Raw genomic sequence first — 19,871 nt, 5'->3', positions numbered from 1 at the left:
GCCGCCGACGATCAAGACCGAAGGAACGCATGAACCGACCCAGAGGCACAACGGTCGCCACCGCCAGCGCCGTCGTACTCGCCACCGCGGGCGGCCTGCTCACCGCGGCCACCCCCGCCTCCGCCGCCGTGACCTGCGCATCGCCCGTCTTCAAGCGGACGTTCTTCGCGAACACCACCTTCTCCGGGACCCCCAAGGGCACGGACTGCGACGCGGCGATCGACCAGAACTGGGGCACCGGCGCACCCGGCTACAAGGGCATGCCCGCCAACAATTTCGGTGTCCGCTGGTCCACGACCCGCGACTTCGGATCCGGCGGACCGTTCACGTTCGCCGCCTCCTCCCGAGACGGCATCCGCGTCTACCTCGACGGCGTCCGCAAGGTCGACCTGTGGAAGAACGTCGCCACCACCGTCTCCAAGACCGTCAACGTGACCATCCCGTCGGGCAAGCACAGCCTCCGCGTCGACTTCGTCAACTGGACCGGCGCCGCCAACGTCAAGTTCTCCTACTCCCCGCGCACTTCGGCGACCGTCGACAAGGTCAAGCCGCTCGTCCCGACCGGGACCACCGTCACCTACAGCACGGCGACCATGTCCACGAAGGTCAGCTGGGCCAAGAACAAGGAGATGGACCTCGCCGGGTACCGCGTGTACCGGCGGCTGAAGGGCGCCTCCTACCCCGCGAAGCCGATCGCGACCACGACGTCCACCTCGTGGACCGACACGACCGTCCCGAAGGACGGCAACGTCTACTACTACGAGGTCCGCGCCTACGACAAGGCCGGCAACACCTCCTCGGGGACCGCCGACCTCGGCATCACCACCCTCGACCGGACCGCCCCCGCTGCCCCGAAGGGCGTCGAGGACAACTGGGCCATGGGTTACCCGGACAAGGTCACCCTCTACTGGAACAGCAACACGGAGTCCGACCTCGCCGGCTACCGCGTGTACCGCTCGACGTCCTCCCCGGTCGCCCTGACCCCCGAGAACCTGCTGAACGGCGACAAGCTGTCGGGCGGCGGTTACACCGGGCCCCTGCCGCAGACCGGCGACATCTACTACTACGTCGTCACCGCCGTCGACACGCACGGCCTGGAGTCGGCGGCCTCGGGCACGGCGATGTACTACACCCGCGACCTGACGGGGCCGGTGGACACCGCCCTCAACGCGCGCGCCCACGAGGACGAGGCAGGCGTCACGCTCACCTGGGACCCCTCCGAGCGGACCAGCGACGACTTCGACGGCTACGCCGTGTTCCGGTCGACCGAGCCGCGCGGTACCGCCGGCAGCACGCGTACTGAGGTGGGCCGGTGGGTCATGGGCACCACCTTCACCGACCCGGCGCCGCCGCCCGGCGCCACCTACTACTACTGGGGGGTCGCGCTGGACCACGAGGGCAACGCGGGCACTCCGTCCCAGGACGTCGTCATCACCGTCGCCGGGAACACGACGGCCCCTGCCCCGGTCACCGGACTGACCGCGGTCCCGAAGGAGAACGGCATCGCCTTGTCCTGGGACGCCGACACCTCTCCCGGCTTCGACCACTACCGCGTGCTGCGCGGGACGTTCGTCGACGGGCAGTGGACGTACCGGCCGCTGATCGACCCGTACACCCTGCGACCCCGGGAGATCGAGGCGACGACGTTCCACCACAGGGTGGCAGCCGACGGCCAGCAGGTCCGCTACGCCGTCGTCGCCGTCGACCAGTACGGCAACCAGCTCACCCCCGACACCGGCGCCGCTGCCGCCGAGGTCACCGAACTCGACCTCCGCCCCACAGCCCCGCCCGCGACTGGCGCCCCGATCCAGCTCAGCATCGACTCGAACGGCGGCATCCACTGGCTCCTCACCAACGACGAGAACACGGACGGCAGTCCGGTTACGTCCTTCACCGTCCGCCGATGGAACCGCGAGAGCGGGACCTTCGACATCCTCGGCACGGTGCTCAGAGGTGACTCCACGGGCTGGGACTGGTACGACCGCCCCCAGCCGTCCGCCACCACGGTCTACTACCGCGTCACGGCCCTCTACGCCGACGGCACCGAGTCGGGCGCGACCGAGACCGCAGCCGTGACCGACTGAGCGCACCCGCGCCGAGCGCACCACGCGGGCGGTGAACTACGCCAAGGGGACTGGAAGTTGAACTTCCGGTCCCCTTCGCGATACCACGCCGGATTTCCGGCCTCCCGCCTGCGACCAGCCGCGTCGCGATCCGCACACGAGGCCCTCATGGGCCCCGTACGAGGATGCCGTGAACTCCCCTTAGACCCCCACCGCCCCCAGCATTGCGCCCGCCCCATAGGTCACCGCCATCGCCACCGCTCCCCCGCCCATGTTCCGCAGTATCGCGCGCCCCACGGCCGCGTCGCCCAGCCGTGCGCTCCACCACCCCGTGAGTGCCAGCGCGGCCAGGACCGCCAGGACCGTGATGACCAGGCGTACCGACGACGGCGGCAGCACGATCGCCAGCAGGGGCAGCAGGGCACCCACCGTGAACGCCAGGAAGCTGGCGCCCGCCGCGTGCCAGGGGTTCGTCAGGTCGTCCGGGTTGATGCCCAGCTCGACCTCCGCGTGGGCGCGCAGCGCGTCGCGGTCGGTGAGCTGTAGGGCGGCTTCGCGGGCGACATCGTGGCTGAGGCCCTTGCCCTCCAACAGGCCGGTCAGTTCCGCGAGTTCCGCCTCCGGGGTCTCCTTCAGCTCCCGTTTCTCCGTGGCCAGCGCAGCCTGTTCCGAGTCGCGCTGGGTGGAGACCGAAACGTATTCACCCGCTGCCATCGACATCGAACCGGCCAGCAGCCCGGCCAGGCCCGCTGTCAGCAGGGCGCCGCGGTCGTCGGTGGCTCCGGCGACACCGACGACGAGGCCCGCGGTGGAGACCACGCCGTCGTTGGCGCCGAGGACCGCGGCGCGCAGCCAGTTCAGTCGCGCGCCCAGGCCATTGCCGTGGAACTCGTCATGCGCCTGGGTATCCGTCACCCGGGGATGGTCTCACCCCGTCCCGTCACCAGACGCGGACCGACCCGCCCGGCGCGAAGGCCGGGCTGGTCGCGTCGGCCGGGACCTCCGTCAGGGGCTCGGCCATCTCCTCGACCGTCGGGCCGACGGTTGCGGCGATACGGTCGAGCGCGGCCAGGTCGAAGCCGTAGACGCGGGCCGCGTTGCCCCCGACCATCGCCGCGATCTCGTCGGGCGGGAGTCCGGCGTACGCGATCCGCAGGCCCTCCCGTGAGTAGGGGGCGGTCCCCTCGTCGTGCGGGTAGTCGCTACCCCACATGATCTTGTCGAGGCCGATCCGGTCGCGCAGCGGCACCTCGTGGGGACGCATGAAGCTGGCGCCGACGAAGCAGTTGTCGCGCCAGACCTCGCCCGGGCTCGCCCCCATCGAAGCGGCAAGCCCCGCACCGAACTTGGACTCGGCGGTTGCCGCCCGGCCGGCGGCCGCGACCAGGCGGCCGTGGTAGTAGTCGAGCATCTCGACGACGCCCGGGATCCAGCCCGAGCCCTGTTCGGTGAGGACCAGTTTCAGCCCGGGGTGGCGGCGGAATGCCCCGCCGAAGATCAGATGCCACAGTGCGCGGTGGGAGAACCACGTCGTCTCCACCATGAAGACGGCGCGCGCCGCCGGTTCGTCTCCGAGCGGCGGGGAGGCCGACCCTCCGTGGTGGTTCACCGGTACGTCCAGTTCCTCGCAGACCGCCCAGAGCGGGTCGTACACCTGGGAGTACAGCTCCGGAATGCCGCAGCCGGGCGGGGTGCCGGGAAGCAGGATGCCGCCGGTGAGCCCCGCTTCCTTGGTGCGGCGGACCTCGCGGACCGCCTCCGCCGGGTCGCCCAGGAGGATCTGCGCGACACCCGCCCGCCGGCCGGGCGCGTCGGCGCAGAAGTCGGCGAGCCAGCGGTTGTGGGCGCGCAGGCCCGCCCAGCGCTGGTCGTACTCCACCGGTGAGGGTACGGGGGCCATCAGGGAGGCGGAGGGGAAGAACGGCGGAATGGTGTTGGGGAAGACGACCTCCGCGACGATGCCGTCCGCCGCCAGTTCGGCGAGGCGGCGCCCGGAGTTCCAGTTGCGGTCGGCGGTGTCGGCGAGGAGGTCCTCGTACGGATTGACATAGCCGGCCGCCCAGGCGTCGAAGTCGTCGTGGTACTTCTTCTCCAGGTACGGCTTGTAGTCGAGGAGGTCGGCGCCCGCGTGACAGTCGGCGGAGATGACCGTGTAGCGGTCCGTGTGCCGTTCCATCACTGAACCCCCAGGACCGGGAAGTCGTGGTCCGTCAGCCAGTGCCGGCCGACCTCGCGCGAACGCGCCCAGGACGCCTCGACCGCCGCCTGGTCCGCGGGCTGGCCGAGGTCGTCGGGGGTCGGGCCGATGCGCCGGGCGATCGGTGCGAGTTTCGCCGTGTCGAAGCCGAAGACCTCGGCGGCGGCGAGGCCCAGCATCCGGCGGGTCTCGGCGACCGGGATGTCGTGAAAGGTGGTGCGCAGCCAGTTCGCGGTGTTCGGCCAGGTGCCTTCGGGGTGCGGGAAGTCGCTTCCCCACAGGATGTTGTCGACCCCGATCTCGTACCGCTGGGCGAGCTCGCGACGCTTGGTGTTGGTGGCGCAGATGAAGACCTGGCGGTCCAGGTACTCGTGCGGGGGCCGCTTCAGTTCGGCGAACGGCGAGAGCTTCTTTCCGCCGTGGGCGCCGAGGTAGAGCCGGTCCATGAACCAGAGGAGGTTCGGCAGCCACCAGCAGCCGGACTCGGCGACGCCGAACCTCAGCCCCGGGTGGCGTTCGAAGGCGCCCGACCAGAGCAGGAACCAGAGCGGCCGGGACGGCCACCAGGTGACCTCGGAGACGTAGATGCCGAGGTGGTCGCCGTACTCGTGGCGCGGGGCGGCGCCGGAGTGGGTGACGACCGGCATCCCCGTTTCGGCGGCGGCCGCCCAGACGGGGTCGTAACGGCGGTCGTGGTAAGGGGATTTGTCCACCCACATGGAGGGGATCATCAGCGCCCCGAGCCCTGACTCCTTCGCACGGTGGATCTCGGCAACGACCCGGTCGACGTCGCCGGTGACGGGCAACAGGGCGACACCGCAGTGCCGTTCGGGGTTCTGTGCGACGAATTCGGCGAGCCAGCGGTTGTGGGCCTGCGCGCCTGCCATGCCCAGTTCCGGGTCCTGGTCGCCGGAGAGACCGAGGCCGACGCCGAACGGGGCGGCGGTCCGGCTGTCGACGGCGTCCGCGTCGGGGAAGACGACCTCGGCCGCCACCCCGTCCCCGTCCAGCTCCTTGAGACGTCGGGTGGCGTCCCAACCTCCCCTCAGACCTTCCTCGTTGTCGTGGAACCACTTGTCGGCGAAGGCTTCGTTGCGTACGCCGAGGCGGGTCATCTCCTCGCGCCGGCGCTCCCGCCCGGCGAGGAAGTCGTCGAACTCCCGGTGGAAGCGGGCGTCCAGATAGGGCCGGTACTCCTCGGTGGGCAGCCCGGCGTGGCAGTCGGAGGAGATGATCAGATACGGGTCGGTCATCGCTCGCCCCTCAGTCGAGTATGAAGCTCTCCAGGTACGACGGGTCCGCCCGGTCGAGCATCGACTGCGACCTGGCGCGGATCTGCCGGTCGCTGTGCTCGCTCGGCGGCAGCATCCAGAATCGGTCGGCACGGATCCCGTCCACGACGGTTCCCGCGACCTCCTCCACGGGTGTGAACTCGACCTCGTGGCCCGCCGCCCGCATGGCGGACTCCCACTGGTCGAGGCTGCGGTACGGGGTCCGGCGCGGCCGTTCCTTGGCGTACCGCTCGGGTCGGTTGCGGTGCGACTCCCACAGTCCGGTACGGAGCATGTGCGGGCCCGGGAAGAGCACCGAGGCGCCGACCGCCGCGCTCTCCGCCTTCAGATGCGCGTACAGCGACTCGGTCATGGTGACGACGGCGGACTTGGTGACCGCGTACACGGAGGCGGTCGGCAGGGGTGCGATCCCGCCGTCGCCGGAGGACGTGTTGACGACCCGGCCCGGCTCGCCACCCTCGATCATCCGGGGTACGAAGGCCTGGATGCCGTGGAAGACGCCCCACACATTGACCGCGAACGCCCACTTCCAGTCGTTCGGCTCGTGCTCCCACATCCGGCCCTCGGCGCCGGAGCCGACCCCCGCGTTGTTGCACAGCACATGGACGGCGCCGAAGGTGTCGTACGCGGCGTCGGCGAGCGCCTGTACGGAGTCCCGCTCACTGACGTCGACCACCCGGGCGAGCACCCGCGCACCGTCCTCGCGCAGCTCGCCCGCCGCCTTGTCGAGCGCGCTCTCCTCCACATCGGCGAGGACGACGCTCAGCCCCTCGGCCGCGAACCTGCGGGCCATGGCGAGCCCGATACCGCTCGCCGCCCCGGTGACGACGGCGACCTGCCCCTGCTCCAGCCTCATCGGACGCTCCCCTGCGGCGGACCGTCGTGGATCTGCTGCGGGTCGTCGTAGCGCTGGTGGATGTACGGCAGCAGCGCCTCGGCGCTCACCCGCTCGACCGCCCTGCCCTGCTGGTCGCTGGTCTTCTCACCGATGGTCAGATCGATCAGCCGGCGTACGGGAAGGTCGGCGACCGGGTCGTACATCGACTCGCGCAGCACCACATCGCCGGAGATCCGCTCCAGCTTGCGGACCTTCTCGTGGCGGGTGCAGTGGATGAGGACGGGATCGGCGTCGAAGCCCTCGCCGTCCACGGCGGGCAGGAACTTGAAGTAGAAGTCGAGCTTCTCCGCCGGTTCGGGCAGCGGCAACTGTTCGGCGACCGCGCCGCGCACCTCGACGAACGCGATGCCGTGCCGGACGAGCGCGGCCCGGACGACGAGTCCGTCGCGCTCGACGGTCACCTCGCCCAGCTTCTTCGGTTCACCGAAGACCTCACGGCCGCCGATCAGCGCCCGCTCATGAGTCATCGGCATGACGAGCGGGTACCAGCCCTCGTGCCCGTCGTGCACGGCGGCGACGGCGACGGAGCCCGCGCCGAGCGGATGGCCGGGCAGGTCGACCTTGCTGATGTTGGCGCGGACGAGCGGGCGTCCAGCGGGTTTGAGAGGCGGCGGGAGGACGGCCGCCACCGCGTCGGGGTCGCTCTCCCAGACGGCGACCACGCCGGTGGACCAGATGTCGGGGAGCCTGGAGCGGGCTGTGCGGGCCGCCGCGATCTCGGCGGCCGTGCGCGCGCCGTACCGTACACGTGCCATGGACGTACCACCCTTCTCGGTTGTCCGTGCCCGGGTTCTGTAACACAGTTACACCGAACTGGATGAAGGGTGAATAGGCGTGCACGTAACGGAGTCCGGGAAGCTGGGAGCACTGTGTCGCGATCGTCGCTGACCCGTGAAGAGGTGCTGGAGGCCGCTGCCGCCCTGGTGCGGCAGCACGGCCCGGAGGCCCTCACGATGCGCAAGCTGGCCGCCGAGCTGGGCACGGCGGTCACCTCGATCTACTGGCATGTCGGCAATCGCGAGTCGCTGCTCGACGCCCTGGTGGAACGCACCGTCCAGGAGATGGGCGCCATCCGTCCGACCGGCCGGACCCCGGTGGCCAGGATCGTCTCGGTCGCCCGGGGGCTGCGCCGCGAACTGCGCGCCCGCCCCCATCTGATCGCGATGGTCCATGAACGCGGGCTGACGGAACGGATGTTCCTGCCCGCGCAGCAGGCGCTCGTCCATGAGGTGCACGCCGCGGGGCTGCGCGGGGCGCGGGCCGCCGACGCGGTGCGGGCGGTGCAGTTCCAGACGGTCGGCTTCCTGCTGGTCGAACGCAACCGGGAACGCTCCCCCGTCCAGTCCCCCGGCGAGGGTGATCTGTGGGGCGTGGCCACCGCGGAGCACGACCCGGCGCTGGCGCGGGCACTGGCCGGGCCCGCCGACCAGGACCGGCTGTTCACGGCGTCCGTGCGGGCGCTGGTGAACGGGCTGCTGGCGGCCGGCGGGACGTAGGAGCCGCGGCCCGGGACCGGTCGAACAGAGGGCTCCCGGATAGGGGACTGTCAGTACCGGCCCGTATTCTCTGTGACCATGCTCGACGACCGCCAGACCGCAGCACCGTGGCCGACCGCCTACCCGCAGGGGTATGCGGTCGTCGACGTGGAGACCACCGGACTCGCCCGCGACGACCGGATAATCTCCGCTGCCGTCTACCGGCTGGACGCGCAGGGCAATGTCGAGGACCACTGGTACACCCTCGTCAACCCGGAGCGGGATCCCGGCCCCGTCTGGATCCACGGGCTGACCAGCGATGTCCTGGAGGGAGCCCCGCTCTTCCCGGAGGTCGCCGCCGCCCTGTCGGAGCGTCTCGCGGGCCGGGTCCTGGTCGCGCACAACGCCGCCTTCGACTGGTCGATGCTGGCCCGGGAGTACGCCCGCGCGGCGGTCGTCGCCCCGGTCGAGCAGCGGCTCTGCACGATCGCGCTCTCCAAGGAGCTGCGGCTGCCTCTGCCCAACCACAAGCTGGAGTCGCTGGCCGCGCATTTCGGAGTCGTGCAGCAGCGTGCGCACCACGCGCTGGACGACGCCCGGGTGCTGGCCGAGGCGTTCCGGCCGAGTCTGCATGCGGCGGCGCGCGACGGGGTGCGGCTGCCGCTGCTGGAGTGCCGCCCGCTGACCGAGTGGTCGGACTCCCCGGTGACCCCGAGGGTCGGCTATCAGCCCCCGTACGGAAGCCGGAACAGTTGGCGCCCCTCCCGGAAGCGGCCCGCCTGCCCGTATCCGAACCCCGGGCGGTACGACAAGGACAAACCGCTCATGCAGGGCATGCGCGTGGCGTTCTCCGGGGACACCTCCATCGACCGTGAGCTGCTGGAGGACCGGGCGGTCGAGGCCGGGCTGCATGTGGCGACCAGCGTCTCCCGGCTGACCAGCCTGCTGGTCACCAATGACCCGGACGCGGCGACGTCGAAGACGGTGAAGGCCAAGGCGTTCGGCACGCCGATCGTGGACGAGAGCGCCTTCACCCACCTGCTGAGGGATGTGGCCGAGGTGTCGACGACGACCGGGGCGCCCGTGGTTCCGGCTCTGCCGACGCCGTCATCGGAGTGAACCGGGGGCGACTCGCCCGTCCACCGCTCGCCGCCCGGCGTCGCCGCGTCCCACCCTGTGGCGCATGGCACGTTGTGAGGTTTGCGGAAACGACTACGGCATGTCGTTCGAGGTGCACGCGCAGGGCGCGGTGCATGTCTTCGACTGCTTCGCCTGCGCCATTCACCGGATGGCACCCATCTGCGAGCACTGCCGGGTCCAGGTCATCGGCCAGGGTGTCGAGGTCGACGGGCACTGGTTCTGCGGCGGGCACTGCGCTCGCGCCGAAGGGAAGGTGGGCATCGTCGACAAAGTCTGAGCCCCGTCCGCGCGGCCCCGTCCGCCACCCCCTCCGCGGTGCACCCCATGACGCAGTTGTACCGTCATGGGGTGTACCGCTTCCTGTTGACCCGGCAGTGGCTGATCCTCGCCCTCCTCGCCCTCGTCCTCATTCCCACGATGGTCGAGCTGGGCTTCTGGCAGCTCCACCGGCATGAGCACCGGGTGGCGCAGAACTCCCTGATCTCGCACAACCTGAAGGCGAAGCCGGTTCCGGTCGCCACGCTCACCTCCCCCGGTCACACGGTCCCGCGCTCCGACTACTGGCGTGCGGTGACGGCCACGGGGACGTACGACACGAAGCACGAGGTCGTCGTGCGCCGCCGGACCTCCACGGACGGCAGCGTCGGCTTCCACGTACTGATCCCGCTCGACCTCAAGGGCGGCGGTACGGTCCTGGTCAACCGGGGCTGGATCCCCACCGCCGACGACCAGCACGCCTTCCCGGACATCCCGGCCGTGCCCACGGGCGAGGTGACCGTCACGGGACGGCTCAAGGCCGATGAGACGACGGGCACCAGCGGTATCAAGGACCTGTCGGACCTGCCGGACCGCCAGGTGATGCTGATCAACAGCGCCCAGCAGGCCAAGGCGCTCTCCCGGCCGGTCCTCGGCGGGTACATCGAGCAGACCGCGCCCGAACCGTCCGGCGACGTTCCGGAGCTGATCGAGGCGCCGGACGACAGCTCCATCGGTCCGCACATGGCGTACGCGGTCCAGTGGTGGCTGTTCGCCGCCGGTGTCCCTGTGGGGTACGTGGTGCTGGCCCGGCGCGAGAAGCGCGACCGGGTGGAGGCCGCAGCCAAGGCCGAAGCCGAGGGAGCGGGCGATCCCGAGCCGGAACAGCCGGAGAAAGCCGCGCCCGCGACTGCCTGAGCGGACTGCCCGGCGACGGCCCGCCACCGTGTTCACGAGCCGGCCGTGTCGGGCATGCGGCCGCTTGTGGGACATCGGCTGCTTAGCAGGGCCCCGGTTCGGGAACACGGCAGAACGTGACCCCACGCATCGAGGACTACGCCCTCATCGGCGATCTGCAGACAGCCGCCCTGGTCGGCAGGAACGGTTCTGTGGACTGGCTCTGTCTGCCCCGCTTCGACTCGGGCGCCTGTTTCGCCGCCCTGCTCGGCGACGAGGACAACGGCCACTGGCGCATCGCCCCCAAGGGCGCGGACACCTGCACCAGGCGCGGCTACGTGGGCGACTCCCTCGTCCTGGAGACGTTCTGGGAGACCCGCACGGGCACCGTCAAGGTCATCGACTTCATGCCGCAGCGCGACCAGGAACCCGATGTCATGCGGATCGTCGAGGGGGTCAGCGGCACCGTCGACATGGCCTCCGTGATCAGGTTGCGCTTCGACTTCGGCTCCATCGTGCCGTGGATGCGCCGCTCGCAGGGCCACCGGGTGGCGGTCGCCGGACCCGACTCGGTCTGGCTGCGCAGCGAGCCGCCGGTCAAGACGTGGGGCCAGGAGTTCTCCACCTGCTCGTCGTTCTCCGTCTCCGCGGGCCAGCAGGTGGCATTCGTACTGACCTGGCATCCCTCGCACTCGCCGCGCCCCGATCTCGTCGATCCGCACGAGGCGCTGAAGAACACCCTGTCCGACTGGGCCGAGTGGTCATCCCGCTGCAAGTACCGGGGCCCGTACCGGGAGGCCGTGATCCGCTCGCTGATCACCCTCAAGGCGCTCACCTTCGCTCCGACCGGCGGCATCGTGGCAGCCCCCACCACCTCGCTGCCGGAGGAGATCGGCGGGGTACGGAACTGGGACTACCGCTTCTGCTGGCTGCGCGACTCCACCCTGGCGCTCAACGCGATGCTCTCGGCCGGCTATGTGGAGGAGGCCGCCGCCTGGCGGGACTGGCTGCTGCGCGCCGTCGCCGGGGACCCGGCCGACCTGCAGATCATGTACGGCCTGTCGGGCGAACGACGGCTGCCCGAGGCGGAGCTGCCGTGGCTGCGCGGATACGGGAACTCCAGCCCGGTCCGGATCGGCAACGCGGCGGTCCGGCAGCGACAGCTCGACGTGTACGGAGAGGTCATCGACTCGCTCCGACTGGCGCGTGAGGCAGGCCTGGCCGACCAACCGCACGCCTGGAGCCTGCAGCTCAGCCTGCTCGGCTTCCTGGAGTCCACCTGGCGCGAGCCGGACGAGGGACTGTGGGAGATCCGCGGCCAGCGCCGCCACTTCGTGCACTCGAAGGTGATGGCGTGGGTCGCCGCCGACCGCGCGGTGCGCACCCTGGAGGCCAACCCGTCGCTGGCCGGGGACGCCGGCCGGTGGCGGGCGATGCGGGACGCCGTGCACCGGGAGGTGTGCGAGAAGGGGTACGACCCGGTGCGGAACACGTTCACGCAGTCGTACGGCTCCCGGGAGCTGGACGCCGCGACACTGCTGATCGCCCGGACCGGCTTCCTGCCGCCGGACGACCCGCGGATCGTCGGGACGGTCGACGCGGTCCGGGCCGAGCTGGGCAGCGACGGGCTGGTCCGCCGCTACAGCACGGACGGCGGCTCGATCGACGGGCTGCCGGGCGGCGAAGGGGCGTTCCTGGCGTGCTCGTTCTGGCTGGCGGACGCGTTGCGCCTGACCGGGCGCACCGAGGAAGCCACGGAACTCTTCGAGCGGCTCCTCGCGCTGCGCAACGATGTCGGGCTGCTCGCCGAGGAGTACGACACCGTGGCACGACGGCAACTGGGCAACTTCCCGCAGGCGTTCAGCCACATCGGACTGGTGGGTACCGCCGTTGCCCTGGCCGGGTGCGACATGCTGGATGCCGACGCGGCAGGATAGGACCCATGGATCTTGGACTGAAGGACCGTGTGTACATCGTGACCGGCGCGACCCGGGGGCTGGGCCATGCCACCGCACGGGAGCTGGCGGCGGACGGCGCGAAGGTGATCATCACAGGGCGGGACGGGAAGCGGGTCGAGGCGGCCGCCGCCGAACTGGGACCGGACGTGGTCGGCATGGCCGCCGACAACGGGGAGCCCGGCGCGGCGCAGCGTCTGGTGGACGCCGCCCATGAGCGGTTCGGGCGGCTCGACGGCATTTTGATCAGCGTCGGCGGACCTGCGCCCGGCTTCGTCGCCGACAACACGGACGAGCAGTGGCAGTCGGCGTTCGACTCGGTGTTCCTGGGCGCGGTACGGCTGGCGCGCACGGCGGCCGCGGCGCTCGGCGAGGGCGGGGTCATCGGCTTCGTGCTCTCCGGCTCGGTCCACGAGCCGATCGCCGGGCTGACCATTTCGAACGGTCTGCGTCCGGGTCTGGCCGGGTTCGCCAAGTCCCTGGCCGACGAGCTCGGCCCACGGGGCATCCGTGTGGTGGGCGTGCTGCCGGCCCGGATCGACACGGACCGGGTGCGGGAGCTGGACTCGCTGTCCGGCGATGCGGAGGCTTCGCGTGCGGCGGCCGAGGCGCGGATTCCGTTGCGCCGATACGGCACGCCGGAGGAGTTCGGGCGGACGGCGGCGTTCCTGCTGTCGCCCGCGGCGTCGTATCTGACGGGGATCATGGTGCCGGTGGACGGCGGGTCGCGGCACGGGTTCTGAGGGGGGTCGGAGGTACCGGGGCCGTCCGGCGGCCTTTCCCGTCCTCCCCTCCCCATGCCACAAGGGCGGGCGAGGGACCTCCGGGCGGCTCGATTCTGCCGCTGCCGGACGTCCCCGTCCTCAGCTCACCCGTTCCGCACGGTGCTTGACGGCCCTCAGCCGCACTTCTGCCGGCAGTTCCGCCAGACCCGCCGAGTCCCTCGCGTGGGCCAGGGCCTCGTCCGTGAGCCGGCCGAGGGCCTCGTCCGGTGCCGCGTGCGGTTCCATCAGCAGCCGGATCCGCGCCCGCGGCGTACTGCGCCGGCCGACCAGCATCACCTGGGCGCGGGCCACCCCGTCCAGCGTCCCCGCCTCCCCGGCGAGCACGCCCTCCAGGGCCCGGCCGCGCAGCAGCGCCCCCTCGCCGTCGCCGCTGTCGACCAGCACCTCGGCGAGACGGGCGCGGCGGAGCTGGGCGAGGAACCACCACAACGCGAGGACGACGAGGACCGCGAGGACCACGAGGACGGTCGGCCACCACCAGCCCTCGGCGCGCCAGCGGTCCCGGTCTGCCCTGCTGAGCAGCACATCGGTCCTGCCGTCCCACGGCCACCAGGACGGCACGGAAAGGCCGAGCCCGGCGGCGAGCACCGCGCCGCCGCCGCAGACCAGCACCAGTCCGGCCAGCACGAGCAGTACCCGGTTGACAGTCCTGAGCACCGCGGTCACCCCTTCTTCGCCGGACGGCGGACATGCACGGACAGGCTCGGCGGCTTCGCCAGGCCCAGCTCCTCGATCCCCGCGCCCAGTACGGTGTCCAAGTCGGCCCGCACGTCGTCGAGTTCACGAAAGTGCGACACGGCACGCACCGCGACCTTGGCGCGCCCCATCCGGACCCGCACCGACTGCACGCCGGACACCTCCACGGCCCGGTCGCGCAGGACCAGGGCGGCGGCGGTCCGGTCGAGCCCGGCCCGTACCCCCGGACGGTCGCGACGCATCGGCAGCACGTCGCGCAGACCGGGCGTGGCGGCGAGCACGATCAGCCACACACCGATCGCCACCGCGACCGCTGCACCGGCCACCACCCACACATTGTTCAGCGGCCGCTCCGCCAGGTCGTCGGCGAGCGCGCGGCGCCACTGCATGGCCGGGTGATGGGTCCGTACCGCGGCCACGTCGTACAGCAGCAGGCCGGACCCGCCGAGGACCACCAGCGCGAGGAGCCCGGCCGGGATGCGGCGCGCGGACCAGAAGCGGTCGGCGCCGCCACCGCTGCGCTCCTTCACCGACGCCGGATCGTACGCCGCGGCGGAGGCGGACTGGTCGAGGGCCAGTCCACCTCCGCGTTCCACGGGGTCGTCGGCGGGCGGGCGCCGCGTGCTGTTGTCCGGCTCCTGGGGCTCGGTCATCGGATCCTCCCGTGTGCCACGGCGCTCGCTCCCGCGGGGTGCAGGCGCTCGACCTGTACGGCCACTTCGGGCACTTCCATCCCCGCCAACGCCTTTACCCGTTCGATGACATGCCGACGCACGGCACCGCACTGCCGGCCGATGTCGGTGGGATATCCGAGCTCCAGACTGACCCGCACCCGGGCGGTCTCACGGTGCACCGTGACAGTGGCGCGCGGCGAGGCACCCTCCCGCGGCGGCTCGACGACAACCTCCTTCGCCGCCTGTGCGGCGATCTTCGCGACGACCCGGTCGGCGATCCGGGTCTCGCCCCGCTCCGCGGCAGGGACCCTGCCGAACACCCCCGACAACGCCGTCACCGCCGTCGGTCGCCGCGCTCGCGACTCCGGAAGAAGTCGCCGGGTTCCAGATCGCCGTCCAGGAAGCGACCGGCGACGAACCCGATCGCTCCCAATGCGGCAACCAGCAGGAAGGCGCCGAACCCGCCGAAGTACCCGGCGAATGCGAGCGCCATGCCGGCCACCATGCCGACCACAGCCATGCTCATCGTGCGCTCCTCAACTGCCTCGGGTGGGAGGCCTACTGGAGACGTGGCTCGGAATGGTCCTCGCCCTCCTCGTCGGGCAGCTTCACATCGCTGACCGCGATATTGACCTCGACGACCTCGAGACCCGTCATCCGCTCGACCGCCGCGATGACGTTCTCCCGTACGTCACGGGCGACATCGGCGATCGACACGCCGTAGTCGACGACGATCTCCAGGTCAAGGGCGGTCTGCGACTCGCCGACCTCAGCCTTGACGCCGCGGGTGACCGATTTGCCGCCGCCGGGGACCCGGTCGCGCACCGCACCGAAGGTACGGGACAGACCGCTGCCCATCGCGTGGACACCGAGCACGTCGCGCGCCGCCATACCGGCGATCTTCTCGACCACACCGTCCGCGATGGTGGTACGGCCGCGGGTGGCGGGATCTCCTCCACCGCGCTTGGTCAGCGGACTCCTTCGGCTGTCGTCCCCCGTCGCGCTGTCGGGGTTCTCGGGCCGGTTCCGCTGCGGGGTCTCGGTCATCGCCACTCTTCCCTTCGGGGCAGGGTTGGACTTCCTTGCCCACATTAAGTGCGCTTGCCCCGCCTCGCGCCGTGGATGCGGCAGGCTGGGGCAATGACGACGGCTGACAGCCCGCACAGGGCCGACGGATGGACGGCGGCGGTACGGCAGAGGCTCGGCCTGGGCAGACTGCTCCCCCTGGGTGGTCCGGCGGACGGTGCATGGATCGCGGAGCGGGCCGTGGTCTCGGTGCTGCGGCGCTCGGTGGGCGCATCGGGTCCCGGCCCGGTGCTCGGTGACGTACGGATCACCGTGGCGGACCCGGACGCGGCCCCGGACCCGGCGCTGCCGTCGCCGCCGAGCGGGCTGCCGCCCGGACCGCTGCGGATCGAGGCGACGATGTCGGCGACGGCCGACCGGCCGCTGCCCGCCGCCGCGGCCGCCCTGCGCTCGGTCCTGGGAACGGCGGCCACGCAACGGCTCGGACTGGTGGTCGGCGAGGTGGATCTGCGCGTGACGGAGCTGCTGGACACGGTCCCCGACCGGGCGGCCCCGGAGCCTGCCGCGGTACGCGGGGCGGAGCCGGAGGGCGCGGCGGGGACGGCGGCGGCCGCGGTCCCCGGTGTCGCGACACTGACCCGTGTGCTGGGCAGCGCGGTGCATACGGCCGCGGACCATGTGCGGGTCGAGCTGGCGACGGACGCGAACCACCGGGCGCTCGATGTGGCACGGGCGGTGCGAACGGCGGTGGCGGACGCCGTGGACGGACATCCGCCGGTGACCGTGCTGGTCACCGCGGTGGTGGACACGGGATGAACGGACCGGCCGTCGCGGTGGTGGACACCGAGCCACCGGGATCGTCACGGCCCCGGGGCACGTGAACCGGCCCTGAGTCGTCGCCACCGCCGCGCACGCGGACCGACCGGGCGGCTCCCGCCGGGGGACCGCCCTGTTCCGTTTCCTCAGAGGCTGTCGGGCTGCCTTCGACCGGGAAGCGGGCGGGGCCTGGTGCGTGCGTGCCAGGGCACGACCGCCCGCGCGGAGGTAGCCCGACAGCCTCAGTCGGTGAGGCCCGCGAGGTCGCGGAGGCGGCGGCCCTGGGCCGCGCGCTCGGCGGTGCGCTGGTCCTCGTACGTACGCGAGACCGCACCGCTCAGCAGCGCCTTGGTCTCGACGACGGCGTCACGCGGGGCCGCCAGCAGCGCCGCGGACAGTTCATGGGTCGCCGCGTCGAGCTCATCGGCGGGGACCACGAGGTTGGCGAGACCGGTGCGCTCGGCCTCCTCCGCGTGGACGAAGCGGCCGGTGGCGCAGATTTCGAGGGCGCGGGCGTATCCGACCAGGTGCACCAGGGGGTGCGTGCCGGTGAGGTCGGGGACCAGACCGAGGCTGGTCTCACGCATGGCGAACTGCACGTCCTCGGCGACGATCCGCAGATCGCAGGCGAGGGCGAGCTGGAAGCCGGCACCGATCGCATGCCCCTGGACCGCCGCGATCGACACGATGTCGTTGCGGCGCCACCAGGTGAACGCCTCCTGGTACTCGGCGATGGTCGCGTCGAGCTCGGACTCCTTGCCGCGCGCCAGGTCGAGGAAGGACGGCTCACCGTCGAACCCCTCGGGACTGAACGCCTGCCGGTCGAGCCCCGCGGAGAAGGACTTGCCCTCGCCACGGAGCACGACGACCCGCACGCTGCCGGGCAGCGCCCGTCCGGCCTCTGTCAACGCCCGCCACAGAGCGGGGGACTGAGCGTTGCGCTTGGCCGGATTGGTGAGGGTCACCGTGGCAACCGCGTCATCGACGGTGAGTCGTACGCCGTCCTGGTCGAGCACAGAGTCGAGCGAGGTCATGGGGCGCCTCCGGGTCGGGTGCAGTCAGCATGTCGAGCTAAGTGACTGAACAGTAACCACCCGGTCGGCCACATGGTCGACCGGGTGGCCACCGCCCGAAACCGGTGAGCCCTCGGGGCATGTCCGTCCTGCGACGTGTCCCGATCCGCCCAGGTCCCGTCGTCGACCTGCCGCACTCGCCCCAAGGGCGGCAGACGACAGTTCGACGACAGGGCCTGAGGCCGTCAGGCCGTGACAGCCTTCTTGCCCCGTGTCGCTCCGCCGCGTCCCCGCAGCGTGACCCCGGACTCGCTGAGCATCCGGTGGACGAATCCGTAGGAGCGGCCGGTCTCTTCGGCCAACGCCCGGATGCTCGCACCGGAGTCGTACTTCTTCTTCAGGTCTGCCGCGAGCTTGTCGCGCGCGGTGCCGGTCACCCGGCTGCCCTTCTTCAGAGTCTCGGCCACCCGTGCCTCCTCATGGGAAGTGCGCTCTGGATTCTCATGATCACCCCTCGAGGGCTTCCTGGCCACCCATTCGGCAAGGTCCGTACAACCGGTTTCGCACCCCGGGAATACGCCTTCACGAGCGGAATCTCCCATTCCGACGGGCTTCAGGGGCGGTCCGGAGCGGAGTTGAGACGAACAGCCAGGTCAGGGCCGTACGAGGGGGCAGGGCCCCACACGGGTGCGCCCGGCAGGTATCTGCCGGGCGCCGCGTCGAGGTATGAGAGGTCCTCACACAGATGATGGATCACGCGTAGGCCGAATGATCCAGTCGGAGTGGATCATTCGACAGCGGGCGAGGAAACCACCCGGAGCGGGAATCAGGCCAGGGCGACCAGGTCCCGGTAGTCCGCACCCCACAGGTCCTCGACGCCGTCCGGCAGCAGGATGATCCGCTCCGGCTGGAGCGCCTCGACCGCACCCTCGTCGTGCGTGACGAGGACGACCGCACCCTTGTACGTGCGCAGCGCGCCGAGGATCTCCTCGCGGCTGGCCGGGTCGAGGTTGTTCGTCGGCTCGTCGAGGAGCAGCACGTTGGCGGAGGAGACCACCAGGGTCGCGAGCGCCAGACGGGTCTTCTCCCCGCCGGAGAGCACGCCGGCCGGCTTGTCGACGTCGTCACCGGAGAAGAGGAACGAGCCCAGCGTCTTGCGGACCTCGACGAGGTCGAGATCCGGGGCGGCGGAGCGCATGTTCTCCAGGACCGTGCGCTCCGGGTCGAGGGTCTCGTGCTCCTGGGCGTAGTAGCCGAGCTTGAGCCCGTGGCCCTCGATCACCTCGCCGGTGTCGGGCTTCTCGGCACCGCCGAGGAGCCGGAGCAGGGTGGTCTTGCCCGCACCGTTGAGGCCGAGGATGACCACGCGGGAGCCCTTGTCGATGGCGAGGTCCACGTCGGTGAAGATTTCGAGCGAACCGTAGGACTTGGACAGCCCCTCCGCCATCAGAGGGGTCTTGCCGCACGGCGAGGGCTCGGGGAAGCGCAGCTTGGCGACCTTGTCCGAGACCCGGACGGCCTCCAGGCCGGAGAGCAGCCGCTCGGCGCGCTTGGCCATGTTCTGCGCGGCGACGGTCTTGGTCGCCTTGGCGCGCATCTTGTCGGCCTGCGAGTTGAGCGCAGCCGCCTTCTTCTCGGCGTTCTGGCGCTCACGCTTGCGGCGCTTCTCGTCGGCCTCGCGCTGCTGCTGGTAGAGCTTCCAGCCCATGTTGTAGATGTCGATCTGCGAGCGGTTGGCGTCGAGGTAGAAGACCTTGTTGACGACCGTCTCGACGAGGTCGACATCGTGGGAGATCACGACGAAGCCGCCGCGGTAGCTCTTCAGGTAGTCGCGCAGCCAGACGATGGAGTCGGCGTCGAGGTGGTTCGTCGGCTCGTCGAGGAGCAGGGTGTCGGCGTCCGAGAACAGGATGCGGGCCAGCTCGACACGGCGGCGCTGACCGCCGGAGAGCGTGTGGAGCGGCTGTCCGAGCACGCGGTCGGGCAGGCTGAGCGCGGCGGCGATGGTGGCGGCCTCGGCCTCGGCGGCGTAACCGCCCTTGGTGAGGAACTCCGTCTCCAGCCGCTCGTACTTCTTCATCGCCTTCTCGCGGGTGGCGCCCTTGCCGTTCGCCATCCGATCCTCGTTCTCACGCATCTTGCGCAGGATCTCGTCGAGACCACGGGCGGACAGGATGCGGTCGCGGGCGAGGACGTCGAGATCACCGGTGCGCGGGTCCTGCGGGAGGTAGCCGACCTCACCGGAGCGGGCGATGGTGCCGCCGGCCGGTGCGCCCTCGCCGGCGAGGCACTTGGTGAGGGTGGTCTTGCCCGCTCCGTTGCGGCCGACGAGGCCGATGCGGTCGCCCTTGGCGATACGGAAGCTGGCGGACTCGATGAGGATGCGGGCGCCGGCACGCAGCTCGATACCGGAAGCGGTGATCACGGAAAAACTCCAGGGCGGTGATGGACGGCGGACGGGACGACTTCAGAGTCTCGACTCGACGCCGCTACTCATGCACAAGGAGAATTGCCATACGGGCCATTCTACTGGCGGTGTGCAACTGCTTTTCCGCATGCTCCTACGGCATTTGCCGATCACTCGCCCAGGATGCCCTCCGACGCCGCCCCCTGCCTCCATCCGGCCACCAGAACAGGCATAGCGGTGTGAACTATCCGATACTCGGCGCAGTGCGGTGAGGCAGCCGCG

The 19,871-nt window shown here is 71.0% G+C and carries 21 protein-coding genes; 8 read left to right on the top strand and 13 right to left on the bottom strand.

Features of this window, described 5'->3' with window-relative positions:
• Positions 1–29: 29 nt before the first annotated feature.
• Entirely contained in the window at positions 30–2,084 is a 2,055-nt protein-coding gene (locus tag ACFU8W_RS37280; protein WP_384047289.1) for a fibronectin type III domain-containing protein, read from the top strand.
• 180 nt (positions 2,085–2,264) lie between these two features.
• Here the strand turns inward: ACFU8W_RS37280 and ACFU8W_RS37275 are convergent, their stop codons facing one another.
• Genes ACFU8W_RS37275 through ACFU8W_RS37255 form a run of 5 tightly spaced genes read right to left on the bottom strand, consistent with a single transcriptional unit; the run spans position 2,265 to position 7,205 of the window.
• Positions 2,265–2,978: a VIT family protein gene (locus ACFU8W_RS37275; protein WP_384047286.1), complete on the bottom strand. Its 714-nt coding sequence runs from the start codon at positions 2,976–2,978 to the stop codon at positions 2,265–2,267.
• 25 nt (positions 2,979–3,003) lie between these two features.
• Positions 3,004–4,239 carry an amidohydrolase family protein gene (locus ACFU8W_RS37270; protein WP_384047283.1) on the bottom strand — a complete coding sequence of 412 codons (1,236 nt, stop codon included), beginning with the start codon at positions 4,237–4,239 and terminating at the stop codon, positions 3,004–3,006.
• The gene (locus tag ACFU8W_RS37265; protein ID WP_384047280.1) at positions 4,239–5,513 is read right to left on the bottom strand and encodes an amidohydrolase family protein; all 1,275 of its coding nucleotides are present in this window, start codon (positions 5,511–5,513) and stop codon (positions 4,239–4,241) included. Before ACFU8W_RS37265 ends, ACFU8W_RS37270 begins: the two co-directional genes overlap by 1 nt.
• A 10-nt stretch (positions 5,514–5,523) precedes the next feature.
• The gene (locus ACFU8W_RS37260; protein WP_384047277.1) at positions 5,524–6,408 is read right to left on the bottom strand and encodes an SDR family NAD(P)-dependent oxidoreductase; all 885 of its coding nucleotides are present in this window, start codon (positions 6,406–6,408) and stop codon (positions 5,524–5,526) included.
• Positions 6,405–7,205 carry an acetoacetate decarboxylase family protein gene (locus ACFU8W_RS37255; protein WP_384047274.1) on the bottom strand — a complete coding sequence of 267 codons (801 nt, stop codon included), beginning with the start codon at positions 7,203–7,205 and terminating at the stop codon, positions 6,405–6,407. The genes ACFU8W_RS37260 and ACFU8W_RS37255 overlap by 4 nt, the downstream gene beginning before the upstream one ends.
• A gap of 114 nt (positions 7,206–7,319) precedes the next feature.
• Between ACFU8W_RS37255 and ACFU8W_RS37250 the strand changes: the two genes are divergently transcribed.
• The 6 genes from ACFU8W_RS37250 (at position 7,320) to ACFU8W_RS37225 (ending at position 12,915) form a co-directional block, all read left to right on the top strand.
• Entirely contained in the window at positions 7,320–7,946 is a 627-nt protein-coding gene (locus ACFU8W_RS37250; RefSeq protein WP_384047271.1) for a TetR/AcrR family transcriptional regulator, read from the top strand.
• A 72-nt stretch (positions 7,947–8,018) separates the two neighbouring features.
• A complete protein-coding gene (locus ACFU8W_RS37245) occupies positions 8,019–9,044 on the top strand; it encodes a DEDDh family exonuclease (protein ID WP_384047268.1) in 1,026 nt (341 codons plus the stop codon).
• A gap of 64 nt (positions 9,045–9,108) precedes the next feature.
• The gene (locus ACFU8W_RS37240; protein ID WP_026249933.1) at positions 9,109–9,342 is read left to right on the top strand and encodes a hypothetical protein; all 234 of its coding nucleotides are present in this window, start codon (positions 9,109–9,111) and stop codon (positions 9,340–9,342) included.
• Between the two features lie 71 nt (positions 9,343–9,413).
• The gene (locus ACFU8W_RS37235; RefSeq protein WP_384047379.1) at positions 9,414–10,238 is read left to right on the top strand and encodes an SURF1 family protein; all 825 of its coding nucleotides are present in this window, start codon (positions 9,414–9,416) and stop codon (positions 10,236–10,238) included.
• A gap of 116 nt (positions 10,239–10,354) precedes the next feature.
• A complete protein-coding gene (locus ACFU8W_RS37230) occupies positions 10,355–12,154 on the top strand; it encodes a glycoside hydrolase family 15 protein (protein WP_384047263.1) in 1,800 nt (599 codons plus the stop codon).
• A 5-nt stretch (positions 12,155–12,159) separates the two neighbouring features.
• On the top strand, positions 12,160–12,915 hold the full coding sequence (locus tag ACFU8W_RS37225; protein WP_384047260.1) for an SDR family oxidoreductase: 756 nt from the start codon (positions 12,160–12,162) through the stop codon (positions 12,913–12,915).
• Positions 12,916–13,035: 120 nt separating this feature from the next.
• Here the strand turns inward: ACFU8W_RS37225 and amaP are convergent, their stop codons facing one another.
• From amaP to ACFU8W_RS37200, 5 genes are read right to left on the bottom strand one after another with little or no spacing between them, the layout of a single operon-like run.
• Positions 13,036–13,623, bottom strand: a complete 588-nt coding sequence (amaP, locus tag ACFU8W_RS37220; RefSeq protein WP_384047257.1) for an alkaline shock response membrane anchor protein AmaP — start codon at positions 13,621–13,623, stop codon at positions 13,036–13,038.
• Positions 13,620–14,306, bottom strand: coding sequence for a DUF6286 domain-containing protein (locus ACFU8W_RS37215; protein WP_384047254.1), 687 nt, complete (start codon positions 14,304–14,306; stop codon positions 13,620–13,622). The genes amaP and ACFU8W_RS37215 overlap by 4 nt, the downstream gene beginning before the upstream one ends.
• On the bottom strand, positions 14,303–14,656 hold the full coding sequence (locus ACFU8W_RS37210) for an Asp23/Gls24 family envelope stress response protein (RefSeq protein WP_384047251.1): 354 nt from the start codon (positions 14,654–14,656) through the stop codon (positions 14,303–14,305). The genes ACFU8W_RS37215 and ACFU8W_RS37210 overlap by 4 nt, the downstream gene beginning before the upstream one ends.
• Before the next feature lie 5 nt (positions 14,657–14,661).
• The gene (locus ACFU8W_RS37205) at positions 14,662–14,853 is read right to left on the bottom strand and encodes a hypothetical protein (protein ID WP_345513707.1); all 192 of its coding nucleotides are present in this window, start codon (positions 14,851–14,853) and stop codon (positions 14,662–14,664) included.
• 32 nt (positions 14,854–14,885) lie between these two features.
• Positions 14,886–15,374, bottom strand: a complete 489-nt coding sequence (locus tag ACFU8W_RS37200; protein ID WP_345513708.1) for an Asp23/Gls24 family envelope stress response protein — start codon at positions 15,372–15,374, stop codon at positions 14,886–14,888.
• Between the two features lie 93 nt (positions 15,375–15,467).
• Here ACFU8W_RS37200 and ACFU8W_RS37195 point away from each other — a divergent pair, with 93 nt between their 5' ends.
• Positions 15,468–16,169, top strand: a complete 702-nt coding sequence (locus ACFU8W_RS37195; RefSeq protein WP_384047247.1) for a hypothetical protein — start codon at positions 15,468–15,470, stop codon at positions 16,167–16,169.
• A 242-nt stretch (positions 16,170–16,411) separates the two neighbouring features.
• Here ACFU8W_RS37195 and ACFU8W_RS37190 read toward each other — a convergent pair whose 3' ends face one another.
• From ACFU8W_RS37190 to ACFU8W_RS37180, 3 genes are all read right to left on the bottom strand, one after another.
• Positions 16,412–17,203 (bottom strand): enoyl-CoA hydratase/isomerase family protein, encoded by a 792-nt coding sequence (locus tag ACFU8W_RS37190; RefSeq protein ID WP_384047244.1) that lies wholly within the window; start codon positions 17,201–17,203, stop codon positions 16,412–16,414.
• Positions 17,204–17,427: 224 nt separating this feature from the next.
• A complete protein-coding gene (locus ACFU8W_RS37185) occupies positions 17,428–17,649 on the bottom strand; it encodes a helix-turn-helix domain-containing protein (RefSeq protein ID WP_345513711.1) in 222 nt (73 codons plus the stop codon).
• A 359-nt stretch (positions 17,650–18,008) separates the two neighbouring features.
• On the bottom strand, positions 18,009–19,607 hold the full coding sequence (locus tag ACFU8W_RS37180; protein ID WP_384047240.1) for an ABC-F family ATP-binding cassette domain-containing protein: 1,599 nt from the start codon (positions 19,605–19,607) through the stop codon (positions 18,009–18,011).
• Between the last annotated feature and the right edge of the window lie 264 nt (positions 19,608–19,871).

The organism is Streptomyces sp. NPDC057565, assembly GCF_042801455.1.
GTDB lineage: Bacteria > Actinomycetota > Actinomycetes > Streptomycetales > Streptomycetaceae > Streptomyces > Streptomyces yanii.
This window is presented reverse-complemented; position numbering and strand designations above follow the sequence as displayed.